The 24,364-nt window shown below is 55.1% G+C and carries 21 protein-coding genes; 10 read left to right on the top strand and 11 right to left on the bottom strand.

Annotated elements, in window-relative coordinates; all coding sequences use genetic code 11:
- Positions 1–34: 34 nt before the first annotated feature.
- From potE to kdpF, 9 genes are all read right to left on the bottom strand, one after another.
- Complete coding sequence (gene potE / locus AB4K05_RS04630) at positions 35–1,351, bottom strand: putrescine-ornithine antiporter (protein WP_368478835.1); 1,317 nt, start codon at positions 1,349–1,351, stop codon at positions 35–37.
- A complete protein-coding gene (speF, locus tag AB4K05_RS04625) occupies positions 1,348–3,543 on the bottom strand; it encodes an ornithine decarboxylase SpeF (RefSeq protein WP_368478834.1) in 2,196 nt (731 codons plus the stop codon). The genes potE and speF overlap by 4 nt, the downstream gene beginning before the upstream one ends.
- Positions 3,544–3,875: 332 nt before the next feature.
- Positions 3,876–3,980: a leader peptide SpeFL gene (gene speFL, locus AB4K05_RS04620; RefSeq protein ID WP_006819052.1), complete on the bottom strand. Its 105-nt coding sequence runs from the start codon at positions 3,978–3,980 to the stop codon at positions 3,876–3,878.
- Positions 3,981–4,259: 279 nt separating this feature from the next.
- On the bottom strand, positions 4,260–4,937 hold the full coding sequence (kdpE, locus tag AB4K05_RS04615; RefSeq protein WP_368478833.1) for a two-component system response regulator KdpE: 678 nt from the start codon (positions 4,935–4,937) through the stop codon (positions 4,260–4,262).
- Positions 4,934–7,621: a two-component system sensor histidine kinase KdpD gene (gene kdpD / locus AB4K05_RS04610; protein WP_368479163.1), complete on the bottom strand. Its 2,688-nt coding sequence runs from the start codon at positions 7,619–7,621 to the stop codon at positions 4,934–4,936. The genes kdpE and kdpD overlap by 4 nt, the downstream gene beginning before the upstream one ends.
- 2 nt (positions 7,622–7,623) lie before the next feature.
- Positions 7,624–8,199, bottom strand: coding sequence for a potassium-transporting ATPase subunit KdpC (kdpC, locus tag AB4K05_RS04605; RefSeq protein WP_368478832.1), 576 nt, complete (start codon positions 8,197–8,199; stop codon positions 7,624–7,626).
- Between the two features lie 10 nt (positions 8,200–8,209).
- Positions 8,210–10,258, bottom strand: coding sequence for a potassium-transporting ATPase subunit KdpB (gene kdpB, locus AB4K05_RS04600; protein WP_368478831.1), 2,049 nt, complete (start codon positions 10,256–10,258; stop codon positions 8,210–8,212).
- A gap of 20 nt (positions 10,259–10,278) precedes the next feature.
- Positions 10,279–11,958 carry a potassium-transporting ATPase subunit KdpA gene (gene kdpA / locus AB4K05_RS04595; protein ID WP_368479162.1) on the bottom strand — a complete coding sequence of 560 codons (1,680 nt, stop codon included), beginning with the start codon at positions 11,956–11,958 and terminating at the stop codon, positions 10,279–10,281.
- Complete coding sequence (gene kdpF / locus AB4K05_RS04590; RefSeq protein ID WP_368478830.1) at positions 11,958–12,047, bottom strand: K(+)-transporting ATPase subunit F; 90 nt, start codon at positions 12,045–12,047, stop codon at positions 11,958–11,960. Before kdpF ends, kdpA begins: the two co-directional genes overlap by 1 nt.
- Positions 12,048–12,352: 305 nt before the next feature.
- Here kdpF and AB4K05_RS04585 point away from each other — a divergent pair, with 305 nt between their 5' ends.
- Positions 12,353–12,559, top strand: a complete 207-nt coding sequence (locus AB4K05_RS04585; protein WP_368478829.1) for a YbfA family protein — start codon at positions 12,353–12,355, stop codon at positions 12,557–12,559.
- A 168-nt stretch (positions 12,560–12,727) separates the two neighbouring features.
- Positions 12,728–14,143, top strand: coding sequence for a deoxyribodipyrimidine photo-lyase (phrB, locus tag AB4K05_RS04580; protein ID WP_368478828.1), 1,416 nt, complete (start codon positions 12,728–12,730; stop codon positions 14,141–14,143).
- Positions 14,144–14,208: 65 nt separating this feature from the next.
- On the opposite strand, the gene dtpD is transcribed toward phrB, so the two are convergent.
- Positions 14,209–15,690: a dipeptide permease DtpD gene (gene dtpD, locus AB4K05_RS04575; protein ID WP_368478827.1), complete on the bottom strand. Its 1,482-nt coding sequence runs from the start codon at positions 15,688–15,690 to the stop codon at positions 14,209–14,211.
- Between the two features lie 281 nt (positions 15,691–15,971).
- Here dtpD and AB4K05_RS04570 point away from each other — a divergent pair, with 281 nt between their 5' ends.
- From AB4K05_RS04570 to nei, 5 genes are read left to right on the top strand one after another with little or no spacing between them, the layout of a single operon-like run.
- Complete coding sequence (locus AB4K05_RS04570; protein WP_368479161.1) at positions 15,972–16,715, top strand: type 2 GTP cyclohydrolase I; 744 nt, start codon at positions 15,972–15,974, stop codon at positions 16,713–16,715.
- 15 nt (positions 16,716–16,730) lie between these two features.
- A complete protein-coding gene (gene pxpB / locus AB4K05_RS04565; RefSeq protein ID WP_368478826.1) occupies positions 16,731–17,387 on the top strand; it encodes a 5-oxoprolinase subunit PxpB in 657 nt (218 codons plus the stop codon).
- Entirely contained in the window at positions 17,381–18,313 is a 933-nt protein-coding gene (gene pxpC / locus AB4K05_RS04560) for a 5-oxoprolinase subunit PxpC (RefSeq protein WP_368478825.1), read from the top strand. Before pxpB ends, pxpC begins: the two co-directional genes overlap by 7 nt.
- Positions 18,303–19,037 (top strand): 5-oxoprolinase subunit PxpA, encoded by a 735-nt coding sequence (gene pxpA, locus AB4K05_RS04555; protein WP_368478824.1) that lies wholly within the window; start codon positions 18,303–18,305, stop codon positions 19,035–19,037. The genes pxpC and pxpA overlap by 11 nt, the downstream gene beginning before the upstream one ends.
- A 29-nt stretch (positions 19,038–19,066) precedes the next feature.
- Positions 19,067–19,858, top strand: a complete 792-nt coding sequence (gene nei, locus AB4K05_RS04550) for an endonuclease VIII (RefSeq protein ID WP_368478823.1) — start codon at positions 19,067–19,069, stop codon at positions 19,856–19,858.
- 62 nt (positions 19,859–19,920) lie between these two features.
- Here nei and AB4K05_RS04545 read toward each other — a convergent pair whose 3' ends face one another.
- The gene (locus tag AB4K05_RS04545; RefSeq protein WP_368478822.1) at positions 19,921–21,204 is read right to left on the bottom strand and encodes a citrate synthase; all 1,284 of its coding nucleotides are present in this window, start codon (positions 21,202–21,204) and stop codon (positions 19,921–19,923) included.
- Between the two features lie 636 nt (positions 21,205–21,840).
- On the opposite strand from AB4K05_RS04545, the gene sdhC reads away from it, so the two are divergent.
- The 3 genes from sdhC to sdhA are packed head-to-tail and all read left to right on the top strand — an operon-like array spanning position 21,841 to position 24,352.
- Positions 21,841–22,245, top strand: coding sequence for a succinate dehydrogenase cytochrome b556 subunit (gene sdhC, locus AB4K05_RS04540; RefSeq protein WP_368478821.1), 405 nt, complete (start codon positions 21,841–21,843; stop codon positions 22,243–22,245).
- Complete coding sequence (gene sdhD / locus AB4K05_RS04535) at positions 22,239–22,586, top strand: succinate dehydrogenase membrane anchor subunit (RefSeq protein ID WP_368478820.1); 348 nt, start codon at positions 22,239–22,241, stop codon at positions 22,584–22,586. The genes sdhC and sdhD overlap by 7 nt, the downstream gene beginning before the upstream one ends.
- Positions 22,586–24,352 carry a succinate dehydrogenase flavoprotein subunit gene (gene sdhA, locus AB4K05_RS04530; protein ID WP_368478819.1) on the top strand — a complete coding sequence of 589 codons (1,767 nt, stop codon included), beginning with the start codon at positions 22,586–22,588 and terminating at the stop codon, positions 24,350–24,352. The genes sdhD and sdhA overlap by 1 nt, the downstream gene beginning before the upstream one ends.
- Positions 24,353–24,364 lie beyond the last annotated feature (12 nt).

The following is a 24,364-nucleotide window of genomic DNA, read 5'->3' as shown; positions in this document are numbered from 1 at the left end:
AGCGGGTTGCCGTTGCCAGCAACCCGCAGGGCGATTAACTGTGTTTATCTTTCAATTCAAAACGTGGTGATACGAGGCCGTACAGCGTCCAGCCGAGGAAGGTCACGATTGAACCGTACAGCATAGCTTCCTGACCGGAAGAGAACAGGGCGTAGAAGCTGTACATGGCACCAATAAAGGCCACGATATTTGCCATACGCGCTTTGCCCGCCGGGACATTCGCCATACGTTGGATAATCACCAGCGCCGCCATCGACAGGATGTACGGAATAATGTTGGTGACAACCGCCAGGTTAACCAGCACGTTAAACTGGTTGTTCAGCGATGGGCTGATGGTCATTAATGACAGGCCAGACTGAATAACCACAATCACCAGCATCCCTTTCACCGGTGCGTCCGCGTGGCTCACCTGAGAGAACACTTTCGGGAAGTAGCCTTCATCCGCCGAGGATTTGAATACCTGGGCGATGGTGAACTGCCAACCGAGCAGTGAACCACAGCAGGACATAATCATCAGCGCCATGATCACTTTCCCGACTTCCGGCGTGAACATCTGCGCGAAGGCCAGACCGAACGGTGCAGTGGAATTCGCCAAATCCATATTTGGCACAATCCCGGCGATAACGTTGGTGGAGACGATGTAAATCACCGCAGCACCCAGCGTCCCGCCGAGTACGGCGATTGGCACGTTACGTTCCGGATTTTCAACCACTTCGGCGTTAGCACAGGCGGATTCCAGACCGAGGAACGCCCACAGCGTCATTGCAATTGACGAGCCTACCGCGGTAAAGAACGGCACGTGATGCGGGTTCCAGGACTCGGCGTACATGGTTGGGCTAAACCAGAACCAACCGATGATGCACAGCCCGACGACCGGAATGATCACCCCCCATACCGTAATGCTACTGATCTGTCCGGTGATGCGTGCACCGCCAAAGTTAGCGATGGTACAGATCCACAGTACACCGATGGTGGCGAGCCCGATTTGTACCGGACTCAGGGCGGCACCGAAAAGCTCGGTGCCGTAACCGACGGCGGAAATGGCAATCGCAACGTTGGCAATCAGCAAGGAAACCCCGTAGGTATAGTTGGCCATGAAGTTGCCCGACTTACCAAAGGCATACTCGGCATAGCCGCCCATGCCACCGGATTTCTTACTGAACATCCCGCATTTAGCGAAGGCCCAAGCCAGCGCCATCGAACCGACGGCGGTGACAAGCCAGGAGATAATCGAAATGGTGCCGACTTCAGCAAGTTTGGTAGGCAGCATGATAATACCGGAGCCCATCATGTTCACCATCGTCAGGATGGTGAGCTGAACAACACCCATTTTGTTGTTGGCTTTGCTCATAATTTCTCCCCTTTCAGCAGCGCAGGTTGCGGTAGCTGAGTCTGAATCACGTAGCACCAAACCTGTTTGCGACCCTCATTTTCTTGGATATAAACCCCCTGCAACTCTGGCGCGAAGCCTGGCAGCAGGTTGATCCCTTCTTCCAATGCGGTGAAGTAGCGCAGCACGGAATCGCCCCAAATTTCACCAGGGACAACACACAGCACACCTGGAGGATATGGCAGAGCACCTTCGGCGGCGATTCGACCTTCCGCCGCAGACAGAGGAACCAGCTCAACTTCGCCGCGCAGATAGGCGTAGTTAGCATCCTGCGGGTTCATGCTGACGCGTGGGAAGTGTGACTTACGGAACATCTCTTTTTGCAGCTGTTTCACGTTGTGACGGGCATACAGATTGTGCATTTCCTGGCACAGCTGACGCAGCGTGTAGTCGGCATAACGATCTTTATGCTGGCTGTACAGTGAAGGCAGAACATCTTTCAGCGGTGCATCGGCTTCCAGTAGCGCTTCGAAGCGAACCAGCAGCGCAACCAGCTGTTGCAGCTTGGCCATATCTTCTGCCGGGGTCATCAGGAACAGAATCGAGTTCAAGTCGCATTTTTCTGGCACCACGCCGTGCTCGCGCAGGAAGTTTGCCAGAATGGTTGCCGGTACGCCGAAGGTGTCGTATTCGCCGTTACTATCAATACCCGGTGTGGTCAGCAGCAGTTTGCATGGATCGACAAAGTACTGATGTTCCGCATAACCTTCAAAGCCGTGCCAGCGTTCGCCGGGAACAAAGTGGAAGAAGCGCAGGTCGTTTGCAATTTCTTTGGTTGGGAAGGACTGCCAAGGTTTGCCATCAATCAGTTCAGGCACGAACGGACGAATGTGGCGGCAGTTATCGAGGATCAGCTTACGCGCTTCGATAACGTTAGAGACGCAGTCCATCCACATGTTGCGGCCAGCTTGCCCTTCATGCATTTTGGCGTTGATATCCAGCGCAGCAAACAGAGGATAGAACGGGCTGGTGGAGGCGTGCATCATAAAGGCGTTGTTAAGACGCTTATGCGGAACGTAGCGCTGCTGGCCTTTAATATGGCTGTCTTTTTTGTGAATTTGCGAGGTCTGAGAGAAACCAGCTTGCTGTTTATGCACGGACTGAGTGACCAAAATACCCGGGTCATTTTCGTTCAGTTCAAGCAGCAGCGGTGAACAGTCAGCCATCATCGGAATAAACTGTTCGTAGCCGACCCATGCGGAGTCAAACAGGATGTAGTCGCACAGGTGACCAATTTTATCGACCACCTGACGGGCGTTATAAATGGTGCCGTCATAGGTGCCGAGCTGAATGACCGCCAGACGGAATGGACGTTCGTTACGAGTGCGGTTTGGCGCCACTTCTGCCACCAGTTCACGCAGATAACTCTCTTCAAAGCAGTGCGCATCAATACCACCGATGAAGCCGTACGGGTTACGTGCAGTTTCCAGATATACCGGCGTTGCCCCAGCCTGCAGCAGCGCGCCGTGGTGGTTGGATTTGTGGTTGTTACGGTCAAACAGCACCAGATCCCCTGGAGTCAGCAGTGCGTTAAGCACCACTTTGTTCGAAGAGGACGTCCCGTTTAGTACGAAATAGGTTTTGTCAGCATTAAAGACTTTCGCTGCATGCTGCTGGGCAATACACGGTGCGCCTTCGTGAATAAGCAAATCGCCCATCGCGACGTCGGCATTACATAAGTCAGAACGGAAAAGCGTTTCGCCAAAATATTCAACGAACTGATTACCGGCAGGGTGACGGCGGAAGAATTCACCGCCCTGATGCCCTGGGCAGTCAAATGCGCTGTTGCCCTGAGCAACGTAGTCGACCAGCGCGCTGAAGAACGGCGGGCGCAGCTGCACTTCATACTTGTGTGCGGCAGCTTCAAGCTGACGGCCGTAGAAATCATTGCGAGTTTCGTCATGCTCAAATACCCCTTGAATACGTGAGAGATATTCAGCAGGAACGATTTGGTCTTTATTAATAGCAATGAAGACGGGCAGGTTATAACCCGTTGCATCTATTTCATCGAGTTTTCCGCATTCCACGTCTTCAATAGATAATACGGCGGCGGCAACATCAATAAAATGCGTGTCACAGGTATTGATAATATTACGCTGGGTAGTGAAACAGTCCGGGCAAGTACGGCTGACGGCAATTTTTAATTCAGACATTTTTCGACTCTTTATTTTAGATAATAGCAGTCCTTCAATTTCTCAAAAAAGAAATTGATATCGCCGGAAAAAAAGCAATACGATCCCGCTGACGATAAAATCAGGGCGTCACTTTTTTTAGAATGTCACAAACCCAACCGGTCCGGTGGCCGGAAACTAGAGGTTTGTCGTAGCGAGCGCTGGCAGCAGGCGAGGGCCTGTCTTAGCAAGGAATTTACCGTGATGCTTCAAGTTACATGGGCGTTGGTTTGCCGCGCGATTCGGCCAGACGGCCTCATCCTGCAACTCAAATGATCTAAAGTAAAACTGCGGGGCGCCCGAAGTCGGCAGACTTATCGGGCGTTAAAGAAGTGAAAGTCGAAACTATTACGGTGGGCAAACATCATAATATGAGTTGTCCGCCTTATGTGGGGCATCATTCGGTTATTATTTTCCATTTCGTATACCTCCGATGAAAATCTTAAAGCGGAGTCATTCTATCTCTGAATAGGCTGAAAACTGTGATATCGATCACCAACGAGAGAACATTTATAAAATAATCCATTATTAGTAGGGGAGAATGCGGGATGAAATGCTGAATTGTGTATTTTATGTAAATGAAGTGTTTTTAATTTTATTTAAATAAAGCGTTATAAGCCCATATTCATATTTTAGGACGCGTCATCCTTAATGCCATTAATAATAAAGTGGTTAATTCCATTATTATGAATAAATATTCACAACATAAAACGGTAACCAACCCCGGTTTCCGTTAATAAATGCTGCGGGCGCGCGGGATCTATTTCTAGCTTCTGGCGAAGGTGTCCCATATAAATGCGCAAATAGTGACTATGCTCTACCGCGTTGGGGCCCCATACCTGATTTAACAACTGGCGCTGGGTGAGGACTTTGCCCACATTATTGAGCAGCACCGCCAGCAGGCGAAACTCAATAGGGGTTAGGTGAATCTCCTCGCTGCCGCGCACAATACGACGGGCGGCAAGATCGACGCGGATATCGGAGAAGGAGACTACTGGTTCATTCGGCTGTGCTCCTGCATGGCGGCGCAGCGCGACGCGCAGACGCGCTTGCAGTTCGCCGATACCAAACGGTTTACTGAGATAGTCGTCAGCCCCGGCGTCCAGCGCGGCAATCTTATCACTTTCTTCGCTACGGGCAGACAGCACAATAATCGGCACCGGACTCCACTGACGGATATCGCGAATGAAATCGAGGCCGTCACCGTCGGGTAGCCCAAGGTCGAGGATAATCAGATCCGGTTTGCGCGTCGCAGCCTCTAGCAGGCCACGCTGTAGGGTTGGCGCATCATAAACGCGCAGCTCTTCGGCCTCCAGCGCGGTGCGCAGAAAGCGGCGGATAGCCTGTTCATCTTCAACAATCAGAACGCTGGTCACAAATCTTCCGGAGCCTCTTCCAGTTCGGGCGGTGTCTCTCGTGGAAGTGTAACACGAAAACAGGCGCCGCCTTCCGGGCGGTTGCGAGCGGAAAGGGTGCCGCCGTGAATATCCACAATCGCCTGGCAGATAGCCAGCCCCAGCCCTACGCCGGGTATCGCTGACTCTTTATGACCACGAGAGAACTTGGCAAAAATCTGCTGCTCCTGTCCGCTTGGGATCCCGGGGCCGGTGTCCCATACGTCCAGTAATAGGGCGTCATTTTTGGTGGTTGCCGTGATGCCAATCTGTGCCTCACTTCCCGCATATTTCACCGCGTTTTCCAGCAGGTTTATCAGCACCCGTTCAAACAGCGGGCCATCCAGATGCACCAGCATCAGTGGGTCGGGCATGTTAAGCGCTATCTGCCTGCCGTTTAACCCCGGCTCCAGCATCCGCAGCGCGCTGCCAACCACTTCTTCTAGCGTCAGCCACTCTTTATTCAGGTTAAATCCACCGGACTGAATGCGCGCCATATCCAGCAAGTTATTCACCAGCCGGGTGGTATTCAGCACGTGCTGGCGAATTTCGTTGGCCTGCGGTGCGTACGGAGAACCGCTGCTGGCGAGGTCGAGCGTGAGGATTTCTGCTTGACCAAACAGCACCGTCAGCGGCGTGCGCAGGTCATGAGAGAGCGCGGCCAGCAGGGAGTTACGCAGGCTTTCTCGCTCGCTGATAAGCCGTGACTGTTCTTCACTGGCCGTCAATGCCAGTCGTTCCAGTGCGCTGGCAACCAGCAGGGTAAAGGTCTCCAGCAGTCGTTGCTGCTCCGGGATCATCAGTTGGCGCAGATTCTGCGGTTCGACCACGATAAGCCCGTGCGTGCTGTCGGCGCTGCGTAACGGCAATATCAGATACGGGACGCCGGGCAGCGTATCGGTACCGGCACCGGCGGGTAGCCCCTTATCAAAACTCCAGTGGGCGATAGCCTCATCCCACGGCGTCATACCCTCTTGATGCGTAAGCGCCGTTAGCTTACCGTGCTCATCCGGCATCAGCACCTGGCTGCGGGCGTGGAAGGTGGAGCGAATATACTGCTCGCAGGTGCGGGCGATATCGAGAGCGTTGCGGCCCACTGCCAGCGTTTTCGACATTTCGTACAGATGACGAGTGCGCTGCTCACGATAGCGGGCGACCCGCGCTTGGTAGCGCACGCCGGCGGTCAGATTGCCAATCACCAGCCCGACGGTCAGCATCACGCCAAAGGTCAGCAGATACTGCACGTCGGACACCGCTAACGTGCCGCGCGGTGCGACAAACACGAGGTCAAAGCTGACCACGTTTATCACCGTTGCCAGCACCGACGGCCAGCGACCGTAGAACAGGGCGACGATAACCACGCCCAGCAGATAGAGCATCACTAGATTGGCGGCTTCGAACGCTACCAACCACTGTGCGGCGATAAAGGTAATCGCTGCACACAGCCCCAGTGCGACTAAGCAGCCGCGGATCTGCACCCGCCATTTATCAATAAACGGCCGTCGGTCGTGCGCGCTGTCTGGCAACGGCTGTGGGGTTTCATCAACGCCAACCACCAGCAGATCCAGCTCCGGGGCATGGCGGGAGATGCGTTCACCGAAACGTTCACCGCGCCACCAGCGGCGTTTTTTTTGCCGCCCGATGACAATCTTGCCGAGGTTATGCTCACGGGCGTAACGGATAACTGCCGTTTCTTCTGTCGGTTCGGAGAGCGTGGCGGTCTCTGCTCCCAGTTCCTGTGCCAAGCGCAGAGCGTTGAGGATGGCGCGCCGCTGTGGTTCCGGCAGGCGGTGCAGCGTGGGAGTTTCAACATACACCGCGTGCCAACTGCTGCCTAGGCGAGAAGCCAGACGGGCGGCGGTTCGGACTAACTTTTCGCTGCCGCTATGATGCCCGATACACAATAAAATCGCGTCGTGGGTATGCCAGACTTTTTCTTGCCCCTGTGTATCGCGCCAAGCACGCATTTGATCGTCAACACGCTCCGCCGTTCGGCGCAGCGCCAGTTCGCGCAGGGCGATCAGGTTGCCTTTGCGGAAGAAATTTTCAATGGCGCGCTCGGCCTGGCCGGCAAGGTAAACCTTGCCTTCATTGAGGCGCTGGCGAAGATCGTCCGGGGGAAGATCGACCAGCACGACCTCATCGGCAGCATCAAAAAATGGATCGGGTACGGTTTCACGTACCTGGATACCGGTGACGCCGCTGACCACGTCGTTCAGGCTCTCCAGATGCTGAACGTTTACGGTGGTGAAAACATCGATCCCGGCTTCCAGCAGTTCGTCGATATCCTGCCAGCGCTTCGGATGGCGGGAGCCGGGCGCATTGCTGTGTGCCAGCTCATCCATTAATACTAAAGCCGGACGGCGGGCGAGGGCGGCGTCGAGATCGAACTCCAGCACGTAGCGCCCGCGGTAGGCGGTACGTTTGAGTGGCAGCGTGCTCAAGCCTTTGAGCATCGCCGCCGTTTCTTTACGTCCATGGGTTTCCACCACGCCCGCCAGCACGTCCAGTCCTTGGGAACGAAGACGCTGCGCTTCAGCCAGCATCGCCCATGTTTTTCCCACACCGGCGCAGGCGCCGAAGAAAATCTTCAGTTTTCCCCGGTGCGCTTCGGCGGTCTGTTCCAGCAGGCGATCCGGGTTTGGACGCAGCGGTTCGTCGGTCATCATCAGTTATCCTTGTGGGCATCCAGCGCCATATTTAACTGCGTAATATTTACCACAGGTTGACCGAGAAAACCGAGCAGCGGCGAGTTTGTCGCGGCTTCAACCCGTTCTCTAAGCCACGCGGCGGAGACGTTACGGGCTTTGGCGATGCGTGGTACCTGCCACAACGCGGCGGCTGGCGTTAGGTTAGGATCCAGCCCGCTGGCGGATGCGGTGACCAGCTCAACCGGCACGCTAGGGCTGGCATCGGGGTTGGCGGCGCGCAGCGCGGCAATGCGGTCGCTGAACAGTTTGTCCAACGCCGGGTTGCTGGCTGCGAGGTTGCTACCGCCAGAAGCCATCGGGTTGTTGGGCATTTCTGCGGTCGCCGAAGGGCGTCCTTGGAAATAACCGGGGTCGCTGTAGCTCTGGCCAATAAGCGTTGAACCGCGTAGCTCATGGTTTTCGAAGATAAGCGAACCGTTGGCCTGTGTCGGGAACAGCCACTGTCCCAGCTCGGTAGTCACTAGCGGGTAAAGTCCACCGGTGACAAGCGTCAGGAACAGAAAAATCACGATAGCGGGACGTAATGCAGACATGGTTATTTCCTCAAACCAAACCCAGAAGGGTTAACAGCACATCAATTATTTTAATACCGATAAACGGCACGACCAGGCCACCTGCGCCATAAATCCACAGGTTACGGCGCAGCATCGCCGAGGCCGACAGCGGGCGATAGCTCACGCCCTTCAATGCCAGCGGCAGTAGAAAAACGATGATCAGCGCATTGAAGATCACGGCGCTCAGGATCGCCGAGTTTGGCGAGTGCAGATGCATAATGTTCAGCACCCCCAACTGCGGCCAGCTGGCGGCAAACGCCGCGGGAATAATGGCGAAATACTTCGCCACGTCGTTGGCGATACTAAAGGTGGTCAGTGAACCACGGGTCATTAGCATCTGTTTGCCAATATGCACCACTTCAATCAACTTGGTCGGGTTCGAGTCCAGATCGACCATGTTGCCCGCTTCCTTCGCCGCCTGGGTACCGGAGTTCATGGCGACCGCGACGTCGGCCTGCGCTAGCGCCGGGGCGTCGTTGGTACCGTCGCCGGTCATCGCTACCATGCGTCCTTCAGACTGGTACTGGCGGATCAGCGCCAGCTTGGCTTCAGGCGTGGCTTCGGCCAAGAAGTCATCAACGCCCGCTTCGGCGGCGATGGCCGCAGCGGTTAAGCGGTTATCGCCGGTGATCATCACCGTCTTAATGCCCATTTTACGCAGCTGGGCAAAACGCTCTTTAATGCCGCCTTTGACGATATCTTTTAAGGCAATCACGCCGAGCACGCGCGCCCCTTCCGCTACCACCAGCGGCGTAGACCCTTGGCTGGCGATGCTTTCCACTTTCTGCTCGACATCGAACGGGAAGCTGCCGCCGTTGCTTTCGATATGACGGCGAATGGCATCCACCGAGCCTTTGCGGATCATCCGGTTATCGATATTGATCCCACTCATTCGGCTTTGGGCGGTAAAGGGTACGAAGGTCGCGTGCAGCGCCTGTACATCACGTTCGCGCAGATTAAAGCGCTGTTTTGCCAGCACTACGATGCTGCGGCCTTCCGGCGTTTCATCCGCCAGCGACGAGAGCTGCGCGGCATCGGCCAGCGTTTTTTCATCCACGCCCTGAGCGGGCAGGAACTGCGAGGCCTGACGGTTGCCGAGCGTGATGGTGCCGGTTTTGTCCAGCAGCAGGACGTCAACATCACCCGCTGCCTCCACTGCACGACCGCTGGTGGCGATAACGTTGGCGCCCAGCATGCGGCTCATCCCCGCCACGCCGATGGCTGACAGCAGGCCGCCGATAGTGGTTGGAATAAGGCACACCAGCAGGGCGACTAGGACGGTGACGCTGATGGGTGTACCGCTCCAGGCTGAAAACGGCCAGATGGTGGCGGTTGCCAGTAGGAACACAATGGTCAGGGCAACCAACAGGATGGTCAGGGCGATTTCGTTTGGCGTTTTACGACGCTGCGCGCCTTCGACCATGGCGATCATCCGGTCGAGGAAGGTTTCGCCAGGGTTCACGCTACAGCGCACCACCAGCCAGTCGGAGAGAATACGTGTCCCGCCGGTCACCGACGCGAAGTCGCCGCCGGACTCACGGATAACCGGCGCGGATTCACCGGTAATTGCGCTCTCATCGACCGATGCACCGCCTTCAATTACTTCACCGTCGCAGGGGATAATGTCGCCGGCTTCGACCAACACCACATCGCCTTTACGCAGATCGTCGGCCGGGACGTGGTCCATCTGTGCGCCGTAGCGCGCTTCACGCAGCTTGCGGGCAAATGCGGTTTTTTGCACCCCACGCAGGCTGTTCGCCTGCGCTTTGCTACGGCCTTCGGCCATCGCTTCAGCAAAGTTGGCGAACAGCACGGTAAACCACAGCCACAGGGCTATTGCGCTACTAAACCCAACGTTACCAGGCAGAACACCCATCGCCATGGCGATAGCCAAAAGGGTAGTCAACACGCTTCCCAGCCAGACGATAAACATGACCGGGTTACGCCACTGGAGAGTGGGGTTGAGTTTCTTCACGGCATCGAAAAGCGCCTGACGAACCAGAGATGGCTCAAACAGGGCCAGTTGTTTGCGACTCATAACCAATAGCTCCACATCACTCAAAACAGGGAAAGATGTTCCGCCACCGGGCCAATGGCCAGGGCGGGAATAAAGGTCAGGGCGCCAACCAATAGCACGGTGCCAATCAGCAGGCCGATAAACAGCGCATCATGCGTCGCCAGCGTGCCGGGCGTGGCCGGTTGAATTTTCTTCGCCACCAGTGAGCCGGCAATCGCCAGTACCGGTACGATGACCCCGAAGCGGCCCACGAACATGCACACCGCTAAAAGGATGTTCCAGAACGGCGTGTTGGCGCTCAGTCCACCAAAGGCGCTACCGTTGTTGTTTGCCGCCGACGACACGGCGTAGAGCACCTCGCTAAAACCATGCGAGCCAGGGTTTGCCATCGCACTGCGGCCGGCGTCGGTCATCATTGCCAGCGCCGTACCGAGTAGCACCAAAGTGGGCGTCACCAGAATAGCTAGCGCGGTCATCTTCATTTCTGGCACATCAATCTTCTTGCCGAGGTATTCCGGGGTACGACCAATCATCAGCCCGGCGATAAACACTGCCAGCAGGACGAACAGCAGCATTCCGTACAGACCGGAACCCACGCCGCCGAACACCACTTCGCCAATCTGCATCAGCCACATCGGGATCATGCCGCCCAATGCGGTAAAGGAGTCATGCATGGCGTTCACCGCTCCGCAGGACGCGGCGGTGGTGACCACCGCATAGAGGCTGCTGGCAAGAATGCCGAAGCGGCTCTCTTTACCTTCCATATTGATACTGCTGCTGGCGCCGAGCTGGAGCAGATGAGGATTGCCTTGGGTCTCTGCCCACATCACTACCGCTACGCAGACCACGAAAATCAGCGTCATGGCCCACAGAATGGCGCGGCCCTGACGGTTGTCGCCAACGGCTTCGCCAAAGGCGAAACACAGCGCGGCGGGGATCAGGAAGATCGCCAACATTTGTACGAAGCTGGTCAGCGCGGTTGGATTTTCAAACGGGTGCGATGAGTTGGCGTTAAAGAATCCGCCGCCGTTGGTCCCCAGCATCTTAATGGCTTCCTGCGAGGCCACCGGCCCCATCGGTAAGACCTGATGCGCCCCTTCCAGCGAGATAAACGGCTGGTAGGGCAGAACGTTTTGCAGGGTGCCTTGCTGAATAAAGAACAGCGCCAGCAGCAGAGAAATCGGCAGCAGCAGCCACAGCGTAATGCGGGTGATATCGACCCAGGCGTTGCCCAGCGTATTGACGTTATGACGTGCAAAGGCGCGGACCAGTGCAAACAGCACGGCGATCCCGGTCGCGGCGGAGAGGAAGTTTTGTACCGTCAGGCCAGCCATCTGGCTTAAGTAACTCAGCGTGGTTTCGCCGCTGTAGGCTTGCCAGTTGGTGTTACTGACAAAGCTTACGGCGGTATTCAGCGCCAAATGCCACGACAACCCCGGCAACTGCTGCGGATTGAGCGGCAGATAACCTTGCAGCATCAGCAGGGCAAACAGCGCCAGCAGTCCGCACAGGTTGAGCAGTAAAATGGCGATGGCGTAACGCTTCCAGCTCATCTCCTGGCCGGATATCCCCAGCACGCGCCACAGCACGTTTTCGCAACGCGCCATGCGAGGCAGTGGGATGTTTGCAATCATCCCCGCCAGCATTTTGCCGAGCGGACGCGCCAGCGCAAACAGCACCAGCAAGAAGCTGGCGACCAGTAAAAATCCTTGAGCAACCATCACAGGGCCTCCGCCTTTAAAAGGGCATAAACCAGATACGCCAGTAACAGGAACACCAGCACCACGCCAGCAATTACGCCTGTAGCCACAATCCACCTCCGGACTCTTGAGTTATTGCGCTAAGCGTAGGATTTCCACTGCAAAGATTTCGCAAAAATCGAATGGCGGGGTGTAAAAAAAGTATAAAAATGGCCAAAGGCACAATTTAACTAATGGTTAGTATTAATTTAACAATCATGTAACTCAATTACGCTATGAATGTAAATAAAGGCCAAACGAGCTTAAAAAAGTGGTCGGATGAGTAGTAAAATTACACAAATAGCGGTACTCTTTTAGTCAGATTACTCAAGTCAATTTTCCGGCGTACATTGCCGGCCAACTTAGGGGAGAGAATATGGACCTGTATAAAAAATATCCGGCACACATTGTATTGTTGCGTCGTACTTTCGCCGTGGTGGCGGGGATTGTCGCGCTACCGGTGATGTTGCTGTGGAAAGACCGCGCCCGTTTTTATAGCTATCTGCACCGCGTCTGGTCTAAAACCAGCGATAAGCCGGTATGGATGGAGCAAGCTGAAGAAGCCGCCTGCGACTTCTATTAATCATCAGCTGTAAATAAGTAACCAAAACCGCCCTCGTCAAAAGGGGCGGTTTTTTTGTGCATGTAGGCCTGATAAGCACAGTGCCATCAGGCTGCATGGCTCCGTTTGCCGGATGGCGGCGCAAAATGTTGTAATATGAATATATTGTTAAATATATTCAGGATCTTTATGTCCACCCACCTGGTTTGGTTCCGCGCGGATTTGCGCCTGCATGACAATCTTGCCCTGGCTGCCGCCTGTCGCGATAGCCACGCTCGGGTGCTAGCGCTTTACATTGCGACTCCGCAGCAGTGGGCCGCACACCATATGGCGCCACGACAGGCGGCCTATATCGCCGCCCAACTGCATGCGCTGCGCCAGGCGCTGGCCGAAAAAAATATCCCGCTGATTTTTTTGCAGGTGGATGATTTTGCCGCCAGCGTTGAGGCGTTAAAAGAGGTGTGTCAGCAGCACGACGTCACGCAACTGTTTTACAACTACCAGTACGAATTCAACGAACGCCAGCGCGATGCGGCGGTAGAGCGCGCGCTAACGCAGACGGTTTGTCAGGGTTTTGATGACAGTGTCATCCTGCCGCCGGGTTCGGTTATGACCGGCAATCACGAAATGTACAAAGTCTTTACGCCGTATAAAAATGCCTGGCTGCGCCGTTTACGTGAACATCTGCCGGAATGCGTTCGCGCCCCTGCACCGAGAAATGCCCCAACGGTTGAAAATGAATCGGCAATAACGTTGGACTATCCGCAGCAGCCATTTGATAGCGCACTGTTTCCCGTGGATGAGAACGCGGCTATCCACCAACTGCGTCAGTTCTGTCAGCAATTGGCGGGGGAATACGAATCTCAGCGTGATTTTCCGGCGATTGAAGGCACCAGCCGTCTTTCAGCCTGCCTTGCCATAGGAGTGCTTTCCCCACGTCAGTGTTTGCACCGTCTATTAGCCGAGCAACCCGCGGCGCTTGACGGTGGTGCGGGGAGCGTCTGGCTAAATGAGCTTATCTGGCGCGAATTTTATCGTCATCTGATGACCTTTTATCCTCGTCTATGCAAACACCGGCCGTTTATCGATTGGACGGATAAGGTTTGCTGGCGAGATGCCCCGGATGATTTGGCCGCGTGGCAGGCGGGGAAAACCGGCTATCCGATTGTCGATGCTGCTATGCGCCAGCTGAATGAAAGCGGCTGGATGCACAATCGTCTGCGGATGATCGTGGCCAGCTTTTTGGTGAAAGACCTGCTTATCGATTGGCGGGAAGGGGAGCGCTATTTTATGTCGCAGCTGGTGGACGGCTGTCTGGCGGCCAATAACGGCGGCTGGCAATGGGCGGCATCAACCGGCACCGACGCGGCGCCTTATTTCCGTATTTTTAATCCGACAACCCAAGGTGAACGCTTTGATAAAAGCGGTGAGTTTATCCGCCGCTGGCTGCCGGAACTGGCATTGGTGCCAGATAAATCCATTCATCAGCCATGGACATGGGCCGATAAGCAGGGATATGCATTGGATTATCCGCGACCGATTGTCGATCATGCGCAGGCGAGGGGGGAAACGCTCGCCGCCTATGAAGCCGCGAAAAAGGGATAGTATTGCACCTCGAGCGGGCTACGGTGGTAAGCGTAGCCCGCTCGAATATCAGGGTGCCGGAAGGTTTAAGCCTCTGCCGCGAGTCGACGACTGCGGACTTTCATCGAATGGTAGAGCCAGATAATCAACACTGCCGCCACGCACGCGACGGAGCCCCAGGTGATTTGGCTAAATACCTCAATGTAGGCGTTGATCGAGTAGTCCACCGCACCGGCAGCATCGAAGGAGGCCTGGGACGTTTGGTCGGCGATAAGGCCCGCGACGTAGTTTGCTACCGCACCGGAGAGCAGCATATAGATGCCGGTCAACACGCCGGTGACGCCCGGGATCTGAATACGAGTGATTTGCGACATGGCGACCGGGTCAATAAACAGCTCGGCAAAGCCCATCACCGACAGCCCCAACAGCATCAGCGGCATTGAAGAGTGACCGTAGGTTGCAGACCAACGGGCGCTTAGCGTGAGGATGCAGAAGCCGGCGCTCATCAGCCCAAGACCGAGAGCATATTTGCCCCAGATCCGTAAATCACGGTTGCGGGTGACCTGCTCTTTGATAAGCCACGCCAGCACGATGCCGCATGCCATCACCGCAAAGGCATTCACCGACTGGAACATCGCGGTTGGGATTTCATAACCCAGCACGTTGCGGTTTACAAAACGGTCAATGTACAGGCTGATGGAGCTGCCGCCCTGCTGGGCGAATGCCCAGAACAGCAGGCTGAAGAAAGTCAGCACCATAATCAGCCGCAGATCTTTGCGTTGCTCTGCTGTTTCGGCACGACGATAAATCTTTGCCAGCACCAGCAGACCGATAATCGAGGCGACGATCAGCGCATACACCGACCACTCCTGCCAGAACAGCACCGTGATAAACAGCGGTGCGACGACCAGCAGTACCAGCAGCCAGCCCCAGTTTGGCAACAGGAAGCTTTTCGCACACAGCACCTCTTTGTTCACTCCACGGGTGTGAGCAAAGTGGCGGCGACCACTCATAAAGATAACGAGGCCCGCGAGCATACCGACGGCGGCAAGCGTGAAGCCCATCGCCCAACTGTATTGCTCTTGAGCAAAGCCGCAGGCAATTGGAGCTATGATCGAACCGACATTACCCGCCGCATACATTAGCGAGAAACCGCCATCGCGACGCGGGTCGGTGGGTTCGTACAGCTCCCCCAAAAGGCAACTGACGTTTGATTTGAACAGGCCGTAACCGCAGACGATAATCGCCAGCGACAGATACAGGAACATCGGCGCGATTTCACTGGCACCAAGCACCACATGGCCAATAACCATCAGCAATGCACCGAGCATCACCGCGACACGGTTGCCAAGGACTTTATCTGCCAGATAACCACCGAGAATCGGCGTGACATAGACCAAGGAGCAGTAGGCGCTAAACAGTTCGTAAGCGTGGGTATCGTTATATTTCAGCTGATTGGTGAGATATAGGATCAGCAGCGCGCGCATGCCGTAGAAGCTAAAATATTCCCAGATTTGCAGAGCGACGACGTAGTAAATCGCCTTCGGCTGTGATTGCGGTTTATTCATTACACATCTGACCTCTAAACCCCGCGCAGCCAGACTGCGTAAGGTTTTGTTTCTATACTGTAATCATACGATGAAAATCGTATTATCTTTGTAATATGCGGTAAGGTTGCATAAATATACATTAAGTGCGTCACATAAAAACAGACAAATCGTGTTGTTTAAGCACTTATTGCGCGTAATTACGCGGTGTCGTGGAGGTAGCGAGGAATTGCGTATCGACGTAACGGCCGCAGGACGCTATTTTATTCTGCAGTAAAGCATCAATGGCAAAAGGAGCGATGATGAAAAATACTGAGCTAGAACAACTGATTAATGAAAAACTCAACAGCGCCGCCTTTAGCGATTACGCCCCAAACGGCCTGCAGGTCGAAGGGCGTGAGACGGTGCAAAAAATTGTCACTGGTGTCACCGCCAGCCAAGCGCTGATTGATGAGGCCGTTCGCCAGCAGGCGGATGCGGTGATTGTCCACCACGGCTACTTCTGGAAAGGTGAATCGCCGGTGATCCGTGGCATGAAGCGCAATCGCCTGAAGGCGCTACTGGAAAACGATATCAACCTATACGGCTGGCACCTGCCGCTGGATGCGCATCCCGAGCTTGGGAACAACGCCCAACTGGCGCAGTTGCTGGGTATTAATGTGCAAGGCGAGGTTGAAGCGCTGGTGCCGTGGGGTGAGCTGTCGATGCCGGTTTCAGGACTTGAACTGGCATCATGGATTGAAGCGCGCCTTGGACGTAAACCGCTGTGGAGCGGTGATACGGGACCAGATAAAGTTCAGCGTGTAGCGTGGTGTACCGGCGGTGGACAGGGCTTTATCGACAGCGCGGCGCGCTTTGGTGTGGATGCGTTTATCACTGGGGAAGTTTCTGAGCAGACCATTCACTCGGCCCGTGAACAGGGGCTACATTTTTATTCTGCGGGTCACCACGCCACCGAGCGCGGCGGCATTCGTGCATTAAGTGAATGGCTCAACGAAACGACCGACCTGGATGTCACTTTTGTTGATATCCCCAACCCGGCCTGAAAATGAGGGAATAAAGTGCAGCGAGCGCGTTGTTATCTATTAGGTGAAACGGCTGTCGTGTTGGAGCTGGAGCCGCCGGTGATGCTCACGACCCAAAAGCGGGTCTGGCGTTTGGCGCAGCGGGTAGCGCAAATGCCGGGTGTGGTGGATGCCATTCCGGGCATGAATAACATTACGGTGACGCTGAGCGATCCGCAGACGCAGGCGCTGGATGCCATCGAGCGCCTGCAGCGCTGGTGGGAAGAGAGCGAGGCGCTGGAGCCAGAGTCACGATTTATCGACATTCCGGTGATCTACGGCGGCGAAAACGGGCCGGATTTGCCGGAGGTGGCAAGCCTAAGCGGCCTGACGCCAAAACAGGTAGTTGAGCTGCATGCCTCGGTCGATTACGTGGTGTGGTTTCTCGGCTTCCAGCCCGGATTCCCTTACTTAGGCGGGCTGCCTGCCAAGCTTACGATGCCGCGTCGAGCGGAGCCTCGATTACAGGTGCCCGCCGGTTCGGTCGGGATTGGTGGCGCGCAGACCGGGATATACCCGCTGGCGACACCCGGCGGCTGGCAGCTGATTGGCCGCACGTCTCTGCCGCTGTTTGCGCCGAATCGTGACGATCCTATTTTGCTGCGTCCCGGCGATACGGTGCGATTTGTGCCGCAAAAGGAGGGCATATGCTAAAGGTGATTCGAGCCGGCATGTATACCACGGTGCAAGATTGTGGACGTGAGGGTTTGCGACAGTTCGGCGTCAGTCGCTGCGGCGCGATGGATAAGCCTGCGCTGATGACGGCGAACCTGCTGGTGGGCAATGATGCTAACACCGCGGCGCTGGAAATTACGTTGGGTATGGCCACGTTTGGTTTTGCCCGCGACGGCTGGTTTGCGCTAACGGGGGCGGGCTGTGAAGCGACGCTCGACGGCGAGGCGGTGTGGTCCGGCTGGCGTCATTGGGCGAAAGCCGGACAGACGCTGAAATTAAAACGTCCACAGCACGGTATTCGTAGTTATCTCGCGCTCGCTGGTGGCATCGACGTTCCGGCGGTGATGGGATCGCGCAGTACCGATCTCAACGTCGGCATTGGTGGCCTTGAAGGGCGACGTCTGCAGGATGGCGATGTTCTGCCTTTAGGCAACCCGCAGCGAATGTTTACAGCGCCGCGTGGGGTGAAGCCGCTGATGCCGGGTAACCATATCCGCGCACTGCCGGGGCCGGAGTATCACGAGTTTGATGAGGCGTCGCAGGAGAACTTCTGGCGTTCACCGTGGCACTTAAGCCCGCAGAGTAACCGCATGGGTTATCGTCTGAAAGGGCAGCCGCTGACGCGTCCTGCCGCACGTGAACTGCTCTCTCATGGGCTGGTTCCCGGCGTGGTGCAGGTGCCGCACAATGGTCAACCTATTGTGTTGATGAACGATGCCCAGACCACCGGCGGTTATCCGCGCATTGCCTGTATTATTGAGGCGGACATGTTCCAACTGGCGCAGATCCCGCTTGGTCAGCCCATTCACTTTGTTCGCTGTAGCCTAGAAGAGGCGCTGAAAGCGCGACAGGATCAGCTGCGTTATCTGGAACAGTTAACCTGGCGGCTTAGCGATGATGATTGATCTTAACTCCGATGTTGGAGAAGGCTGTGCCAGCGACGCCGAGCTGCTGACGCTGGTGACGTCGGCCAATATTGCCTGCGGTTACCATGCTGGAGACGCGCAGACGATGCTGGCCTGCGTGCGGCAGGCGCTCAAAAACGGTGTTGCCGTTGGTGCGCATCCCAGCTTCCCCGACCGGGTAAATTTTGGCCGCACGGCCATGCAGCTACCGCCGTCAACGGTTTATGCCCAGACGCTGTATCAGGTTGGGGCGCTGGCGGCGATCGTCCGCTCCGAAGGGGGAACGCTGCGCCACGTCAAACCCCACGGGATGCTGTATAACCAGGCGGCTAAAGATGCCTCGCTTGCGGATGCCATTGCGCAAGCGGTATTTGCCGTCGATCCCGCATTGATTCTGGTTGGGCTAGCCGGTAGCGAACTGATCCGGGCCGGAGAGCGCAGAGGACTGGCGACGCGTCAGGAAGTTTTTGCCGACCGGGGCTATTTGGCCGACGGACAGCTGGTGCCACGAAGCCTGCCCGGCGCATTGATTGATGATGAGGAGCTGGCGTTAGCGCAAACCCTTGAAATGGTGCAAAACGGCCGGGTGCAGAGTGTGGAGGGTCAGTGGACGCCGGTTATGGCACAGACCATTTGTCTGCACGGCGATGGTGAACATGCGCTGGCGTTTGCACGGCGGTTGCGGAGCGCTTTTGATGCGCTCAAAATAACCGTCAGCGCATAAGCGTTTTGATTGAGTAAAAGGATATTTCCATGCCTGAAGGCCCAGAGATCCGCCGGGCGGCGGATAGCCTGGAAGCGGCGATTAAAGATAAACCGTTAACCGATGTTTGGTTCGCTTTTCCCACGTTGCAACCCTACGCTTCTCTTCTTGTCGGACAACACATCAGCCACGTCGAAACGCGTGGGAAAGCCTTGCTGACCCATTTCTCCGGCGGCCTGACGCTGTATAGCCACAACCAGCTATACGGCGTGTGGCGGGTGGTGAATACCGGTGAAGCACCGGATACCAACAGAGTGCTACGCGTTAAGCTCCAAGCGGCGGACAAAACGATTCTGTTGTATAGCGCATCTGATATCGAAATGTTGACGCCGGAGCAGGTAGAGACTCACCCGTTTTTACTGAGGGTAGGGCCGGACGTGCTGGATATGACGCTGACGCCGCAGAGCGTCAAATCGCGTCTGCTGTCGGCGAAGTTTCGCAACCGGCAGTTCTCCGGGCTGTTTTTAGACCAAGCGTTTTTGGCCGGGCTCGGTAACTATTTACGCGTTGAGATCCTCTGGCAGGTTGGGCTTACCGGTAATCATAAAGCGTCAACGCTGAGTGAAACGCAGCTTGATGCGCTGGCACAGGCGCTACTGGATATTCCTCGACTCTCCTATAACACGCGCGGGCAGGCGGATGATAATAAGCATCACGGCGCACTGTTTCGCTTTAAGGTGTTTCACCGTGACGGCGAGAAATGCGAGCGCTGCGGGGGAATTATTGAGAAAACGATGCTCTCTTCACGGCCGTTTTATTGGTGCCCGGGATGCCAGCACTGAATCTGGTGTTTTATGGAATAAAAAAAGCGCCCGTAGGCGCTTTTTGACTTTCAGGCTCTCGATTATTTTTTGAGGTCTGATTTGAAGTCGCGTTGTTCGTAGCCGGTATAAAGCTGACGTGGACGCGCAATCTTCATGCCGTCGGTGTGCATTTCGTTCCAGTGCGCAATCCAGCCAATGGTACGCGCCATCGCGAAGATAACGGTGAACATGGTAGACGGAATGCCCATCGCTTTTAAGATGATACCGGAGTAGAAGTCGACGTTCGGGTACAGTTTCTTCTCGATGAAGTACGGGTCGTTCAACGCGATGTGTTCAAGCTCCATCGCCACTTCCAGCAGATCATCTTTCGAGCCCAGTTCACGCAGCACTTCGTGGCAGGTTTCACGCATTACGGTCGCGCGCGGATCGTAGTTTTTGTACACGCGGTGGCCGAAGCCCATCAGACGGAAAGAGTCGTTCTTGTCTTTCGCACGACGGACAAACTCAGGAATGTGCTTAACGGAGCTGATCTCTTCGAGCATCTTAAGTGCAGCTTCGTTGGCGCCACCGTGTGCTGGCCCCCACAGAGAAGCAATACCGGCGGCGATACAGGCGAACGGGTTAGCGCCGGAAGAGCCGGCGGTACGCACGGTAGACGTGGAAGCATTCTGTTCGTGGTCAGCGTGCAGGATCAAGATACGATCCATTGCGCGTTCCAGCACCGGGTTCACCACGTACTCTTCGCACGGCGTAGCGAACATCATACGCAGGAAGTTACCGGCGTAAGAGAGGTCGTTGCGCGGGTAAACAAACGGCTGACCGATGGAATATTTGTAACACATGGCTGCCATCGTTGGCATTTTTGACAGCAGACGGAAGGCCGCGATTTCACGGTGGCGTGGGTTATTTACGTCCAGCGAGTCGTGGTAGAACGCTGCCAGCGCGCCGGTGATCCCGCACATCACCGCCATAGGGTGAGAGTCGCGACGGAATGCGTGGAACAGACGGGTGATCTGTTCGTGGATCATGGTGTGGCGAGTGACGGTAGTGGTGAACTCATCAAATTCAGCTTGGGACGGTTTCTCACCGTACAGCAGGATGTAGCACACTTCGAGGTAGTTAGACTCGGTGGCTAACTGATCGATAGGGAAGCCGCGATGCAGCAAGATCCCTTCATCACCATCAATAAAAGTGATTTTAGATTCGCAAGATGCGGTAGAGGTAAAACCAGGGTCAAAAGTAAAAATGCCTTTTGAACCAAGACTACGGATATCAATAACATCCTGACCGAGCGTACCTTTTAGCACATCAAGTTCAATAGCAGCATCACCAGTGATGGTGATTTTTGCCTTAGTATCAGCCATTTACGGTCTCCTTAGCGCCTTTTTGCTTAAGACTGCTGGATGCCGGATTTGCAATTCAAAAAATATTTCGACGTTGCCAGTTTGTTATTTGGCTCACGGCTCTGTTGTAGAGATAAAGCAAGGGTACAGAGCAAGGGCGCTTGACGGTGCACGTCTAATCTACAGTGAAACAGCAGCAAATCAGGGTCTTAGCAATCCGATTATTCAAACCTGTACAACACTAATAACTGTCCTGATAGGTTAGGTCAACTCCGTCTCACTGTTACATAACTTATTATCAGGTGAAAGAGTGACCCCATAACTTTTGAGCATTATATGCTTTTACAGGTGATGGTTGTAACAATAATGTTTAATATTTGTCAAATCACGTGGTTAATTTTTAAAAAATTGTTTTAATCGTGAGCATGATCACTGTTCTGCATAAAACCGGACAAACTATATGTAGGTTAATTGTAATGATTTTGTGAACGGCCTATACTGCCGCCAGGTCTCCGGAATACCCTGCAATCCCGAGCCACCCAGCGTTGTAACGCGCCGTTTTTGCATCTGGAAGCAGATTTATACATGACGGCAAGTTATAGAAAAGACGCTGCTTGACCCGCCTGCGGACCGGAGGAAGGAAATAATAAGAACAGCATGTGGGCGTTATTCATGATAAGAAATGTGAAAAAACAAAGACCTGTCAATCTGGATTTGACAACAATCCGGTTCCCTATAACAGCGATAGCGTCCATTCTCCATCGCGTTTCCGGCGTTATCACTTTTGTGGCTGTCGGTATTCTGCTGTGGCTGCTGGGCACGAGTCTTTCTTCTCCAGAAGGCTTCCAGACCGCTTCATCCATCATGGGCAGCTTCTTTGCCAAATTCATTATGTGGGGCATCCTCACTGCGTTGGCCTACCACGCGGTGGTCGGTATTCGTCACGTGTTAATGGATTTCGGTTATATCGAAGAGACGCTCGAAGCCGGTAAACGCTCCGCGAAAATTTCTTTTGTTATTACTGTCGTGCTTTCAATTCTTGCAGGAGTCCTCGTATGGTAAGCAACGCCTCAGCACTAGGACGCAACGGCGTACATGACTTCATCCTAGTTCGTGCGACCGCCATCGTCCTGACTCTGTACATCATCTACATGGCCGGCTTTTTTGCGATAAATGGTGACGTCACGTGGGAAGTCTGGAGTGGTTTCTTTGCCTCTGCGTTCACCAAAGTGTTCACCTTGTTGGCCCTGTTCTCCATCTTGATTCATGCCTGGATTGGCATGTGGCAGGTGTTAACCGACTACGTTAAACCGCTGGCCCTGCGTCTGACGCTGCAACTGCTCATTGTTGTTGCCCTGCTGGTTTACGTTATTTATGGATTTGTTGTGGTGTGGGGTGTGTGATGAAACTGCCAGTCAGAGAATTTGATGCTGTAGTGATTGGTGCCGGTGGCGCAGGTATGCGCGCGGCGCTGCAAATTTCCCAAAGCGGCCAGACCTGTGCGCTGCTGTCTAAAGTGTTCCCGACCCGTTCCCATACCGTATCTGCGCAGGGTGGCATCACCGTGGCGCTCGGTAATACCCATGAAGATAACTGGGAATGGCACATGTACGACACCGTTAAAGGGTCGGACTACATCGGTGACCAAGATGCTATCGAATATATGTGTAAAACCGGCCCGGAAGCGATTCTGGAGCTGGACCATATGGGCCTGCCGTTCTCGCGTCTCGATGACGGCACCATCTATCAACGTCCGTTTGGCGGCCAGTCGAAAAACTTCGGCGGCGAGCAGGCGGCACGTACTGCGGCGGCCGCTGACCGCACCGGTCACGCCTTGCTGCATACGCTGTATCAGCAGAACCTGAAAAACCACACCACCATTTTCTCCGAGTGGTACGCGCTGGATCTGGTGAAAAACGCCGATGGCGCGGTGGTCGGTTGTACCGCACTGTGCATCGAAACCGGTGAGGTGGTTTACTTCAAAGCCCGCGCAACGGTCCTAGCGACCGGCGGTGCAGGCCGTATTTATCAGTCTACGACTAACGCGCATATCAACACCGGTGACGGCGTAGGTATGGCTATCCGCGCCGGTGTGCCGGTGCAGGATATGGAAATGTGGCAGTTCCACCCAACCGGTATCGCCGGTGCGGGCGTACTGGTTACAGAAGGCTGTCGTGGTGAAGGTGGCTACCTGCTGAACAAACACGGCGAGCGCTTCATGGAGCGTTATGCCCCGAATGCGAAAGACCTTGCGGGTCGTGACGTGGTGGCGCGTTCCATCATGATCGAAATCCGTGAAGGCCGTGGCTGTGACGGTCCATGGGGCCCACACGCCAAGCTGAAACTCGACCACCTGGGTAAAGAAGTGCTGGAATCCCGTCTGCCGGGCATCCTTGAGCTTTCCCGTACCTTCGCGCACGTTGACCCGGTGAAAGAGCCGATTCCGGTCATTCCAACCTGCCACTACATGATGGGCGGTATTCCGACCAAAGTGAGCGGCCAGGCGCTGACCGTGAACGAGCAGGGCGAAGACGTGGTGATCCCTGGCCTGTTCGCTGTGGGCGAAATCGCCTGCGTATCGGTACACGGCGCGAACCGTCTGGGCGGCAACTCGCTGCTGGATCTGGTGGTGTTTGGCCGTGCGGTGGGTCTGCATCTGCAAGAGTCTATTGCTGAGCAGGGTGAACTGCGTGATGCAACCGAAGAAGAGATCGATGCTTCTCTGGAACGTCTGAACCGTTGGAACGGTAACCGTGATGGCGAAGACCCGGTCGAAATCCGTAAAGCGCTGCAAGAATGTATGCAGCACAACTTCTCGGTATTCCGTGAAGGTGACGCGATGGCGAAAGGGCTTGAGCAGCTGAAAGCTATCCGTGAGCGTTTGAAAAATGCCCGTCTGGATGACACCTCTAGTGAGTTCAACACCCAGCGCGTTGAGTGCTTGGAGCTGGATAACCTGATGGAAACCGCTTATGCAACGGCTGTTTCTGCGAACTTCCGTACCGAAAGCCGTGGCGCGCATAGCCGCTTCGACTATCCGGATCGTGATGATGCGAACTGGCTTTGTCATTCCCTGTATCTGCCAGAGTCGGAATCCATGACGCGTCGTAGCGTTAACATGGAACCGAAACTGCGTCCGGCATTCCCGCCGAAGATTCGTACTTATTAATGCGGAGACAGG

The sequence above is a fragment of the Kluyvera sp. STS39-E genome (assembly GCF_040932435.1).
Lineage (GTDB): Bacteria > Pseudomonadota > Gammaproteobacteria > Enterobacterales > Enterobacteriaceae > Kluyvera.
Note: the sequence above shows the minus strand (reverse complement) of the source record. Positions and strands in the feature narration are given on the sequence as shown.

Excerpts from the sequence above, each read along its gene's own strand:
- sdhA (WP_368478819.1), top strand. The coding sequence starts at position 22,586 with ATGAAACTGCCAGTCAGAGAATTTGATGCTGTAGTGATTGGTGCCGGT.
- sdhC (WP_368478821.1), top strand. The coding sequence starts at position 21,841 with ATGTGGGCGTTATTCATGATAAGAAATGTGAAAAAACAAAGACCTGTC.
- AB4K05_RS04570 (WP_368479161.1), top strand. The coding sequence starts at position 15,972 with ATGAAAAATACTGAGCTAGAACAACTGATTAATGAAAAACTCAACAGC.
- pxpC (WP_368478825.1), top strand. The coding sequence starts at position 17,381 with ATGCTAAAGGTGATTCGAGCCGGCATGTATACCACGGTGCAAGATTGT.
- sdhD (WP_368478820.1), top strand. The coding sequence starts at position 22,239 with ATGGTAAGCAACGCCTCAGCACTAGGACGCAACGGCGTACATGACTTC.
- pxpA (WP_368478824.1), top strand. The coding sequence starts at position 18,303 with ATGATGATTGATCTTAACTCCGATGTTGGAGAAGGCTGTGCCAGCGAC.
- speF (WP_368478834.1), bottom strand. The coding sequence starts at position 3,543 with ATGTCTGAATTAAAAATTGCCGTCAGCCGTACTTGCCCGGACTGTTTC.
- dtpD (WP_368478827.1), bottom strand. The coding sequence starts at position 15,690 with ATGAATAAACCGCAATCACAGCCGAAGGCGATTTACTACGTCGTCGCT.
- kdpC (WP_368478832.1), bottom strand. The coding sequence starts at position 8,199 with ATGTCTGCATTACGTCCCGCTATCGTGATTTTTCTGTTCCTGACGCTT.
- kdpA (WP_368479162.1), bottom strand. The coding sequence starts at position 11,958 with ATGGTTGCTCAAGGATTTTTACTGGTCGCCAGCTTCTTGCTGGTGCTG.
- speFL (WP_006819052.1), bottom strand. The coding sequence starts at position 3,980 with ATGGAAAATAATAACCGAATGATGCCCCACATAAGGCGGACAACTCAT.
- kdpD (WP_368479163.1), bottom strand. The coding sequence starts at position 7,621 with ATGACCGACGAACCGCTGCGTCCAAACCCGGATCGCCTGCTGGAACAG.
- kdpB (WP_368478831.1), bottom strand. The coding sequence starts at position 10,258 with ATGAGTCGCAAACAACTGGCCCTGTTTGAGCCATCTCTGGTTCGTCAG.
- potE (WP_368478835.1), bottom strand. The coding sequence starts at position 1,351 with ATGAGCAAAGCCAACAACAAAATGGGTGTTGTTCAGCTCACCATCCTG.
- phrB (WP_368478828.1), top strand. The coding sequence starts at position 12,728 with ATGTCCACCCACCTGGTTTGGTTCCGCGCGGATTTGCGCCTGCATGAC.
- AB4K05_RS04545 (WP_368478822.1), bottom strand. The coding sequence starts at position 21,204 with ATGGCTGATACTAAGGCAAAAATCACCATCACTGGTGATGCTGCTATT.
- nei (WP_368478823.1), top strand. The coding sequence starts at position 19,067 with ATGCCTGAAGGCCCAGAGATCCGCCGGGCGGCGGATAGCCTGGAAGCG.
- AB4K05_RS04585 (WP_368478829.1), top strand. The coding sequence starts at position 12,353 with ATGGACCTGTATAAAAAATATCCGGCACACATTGTATTGTTGCGTCGT.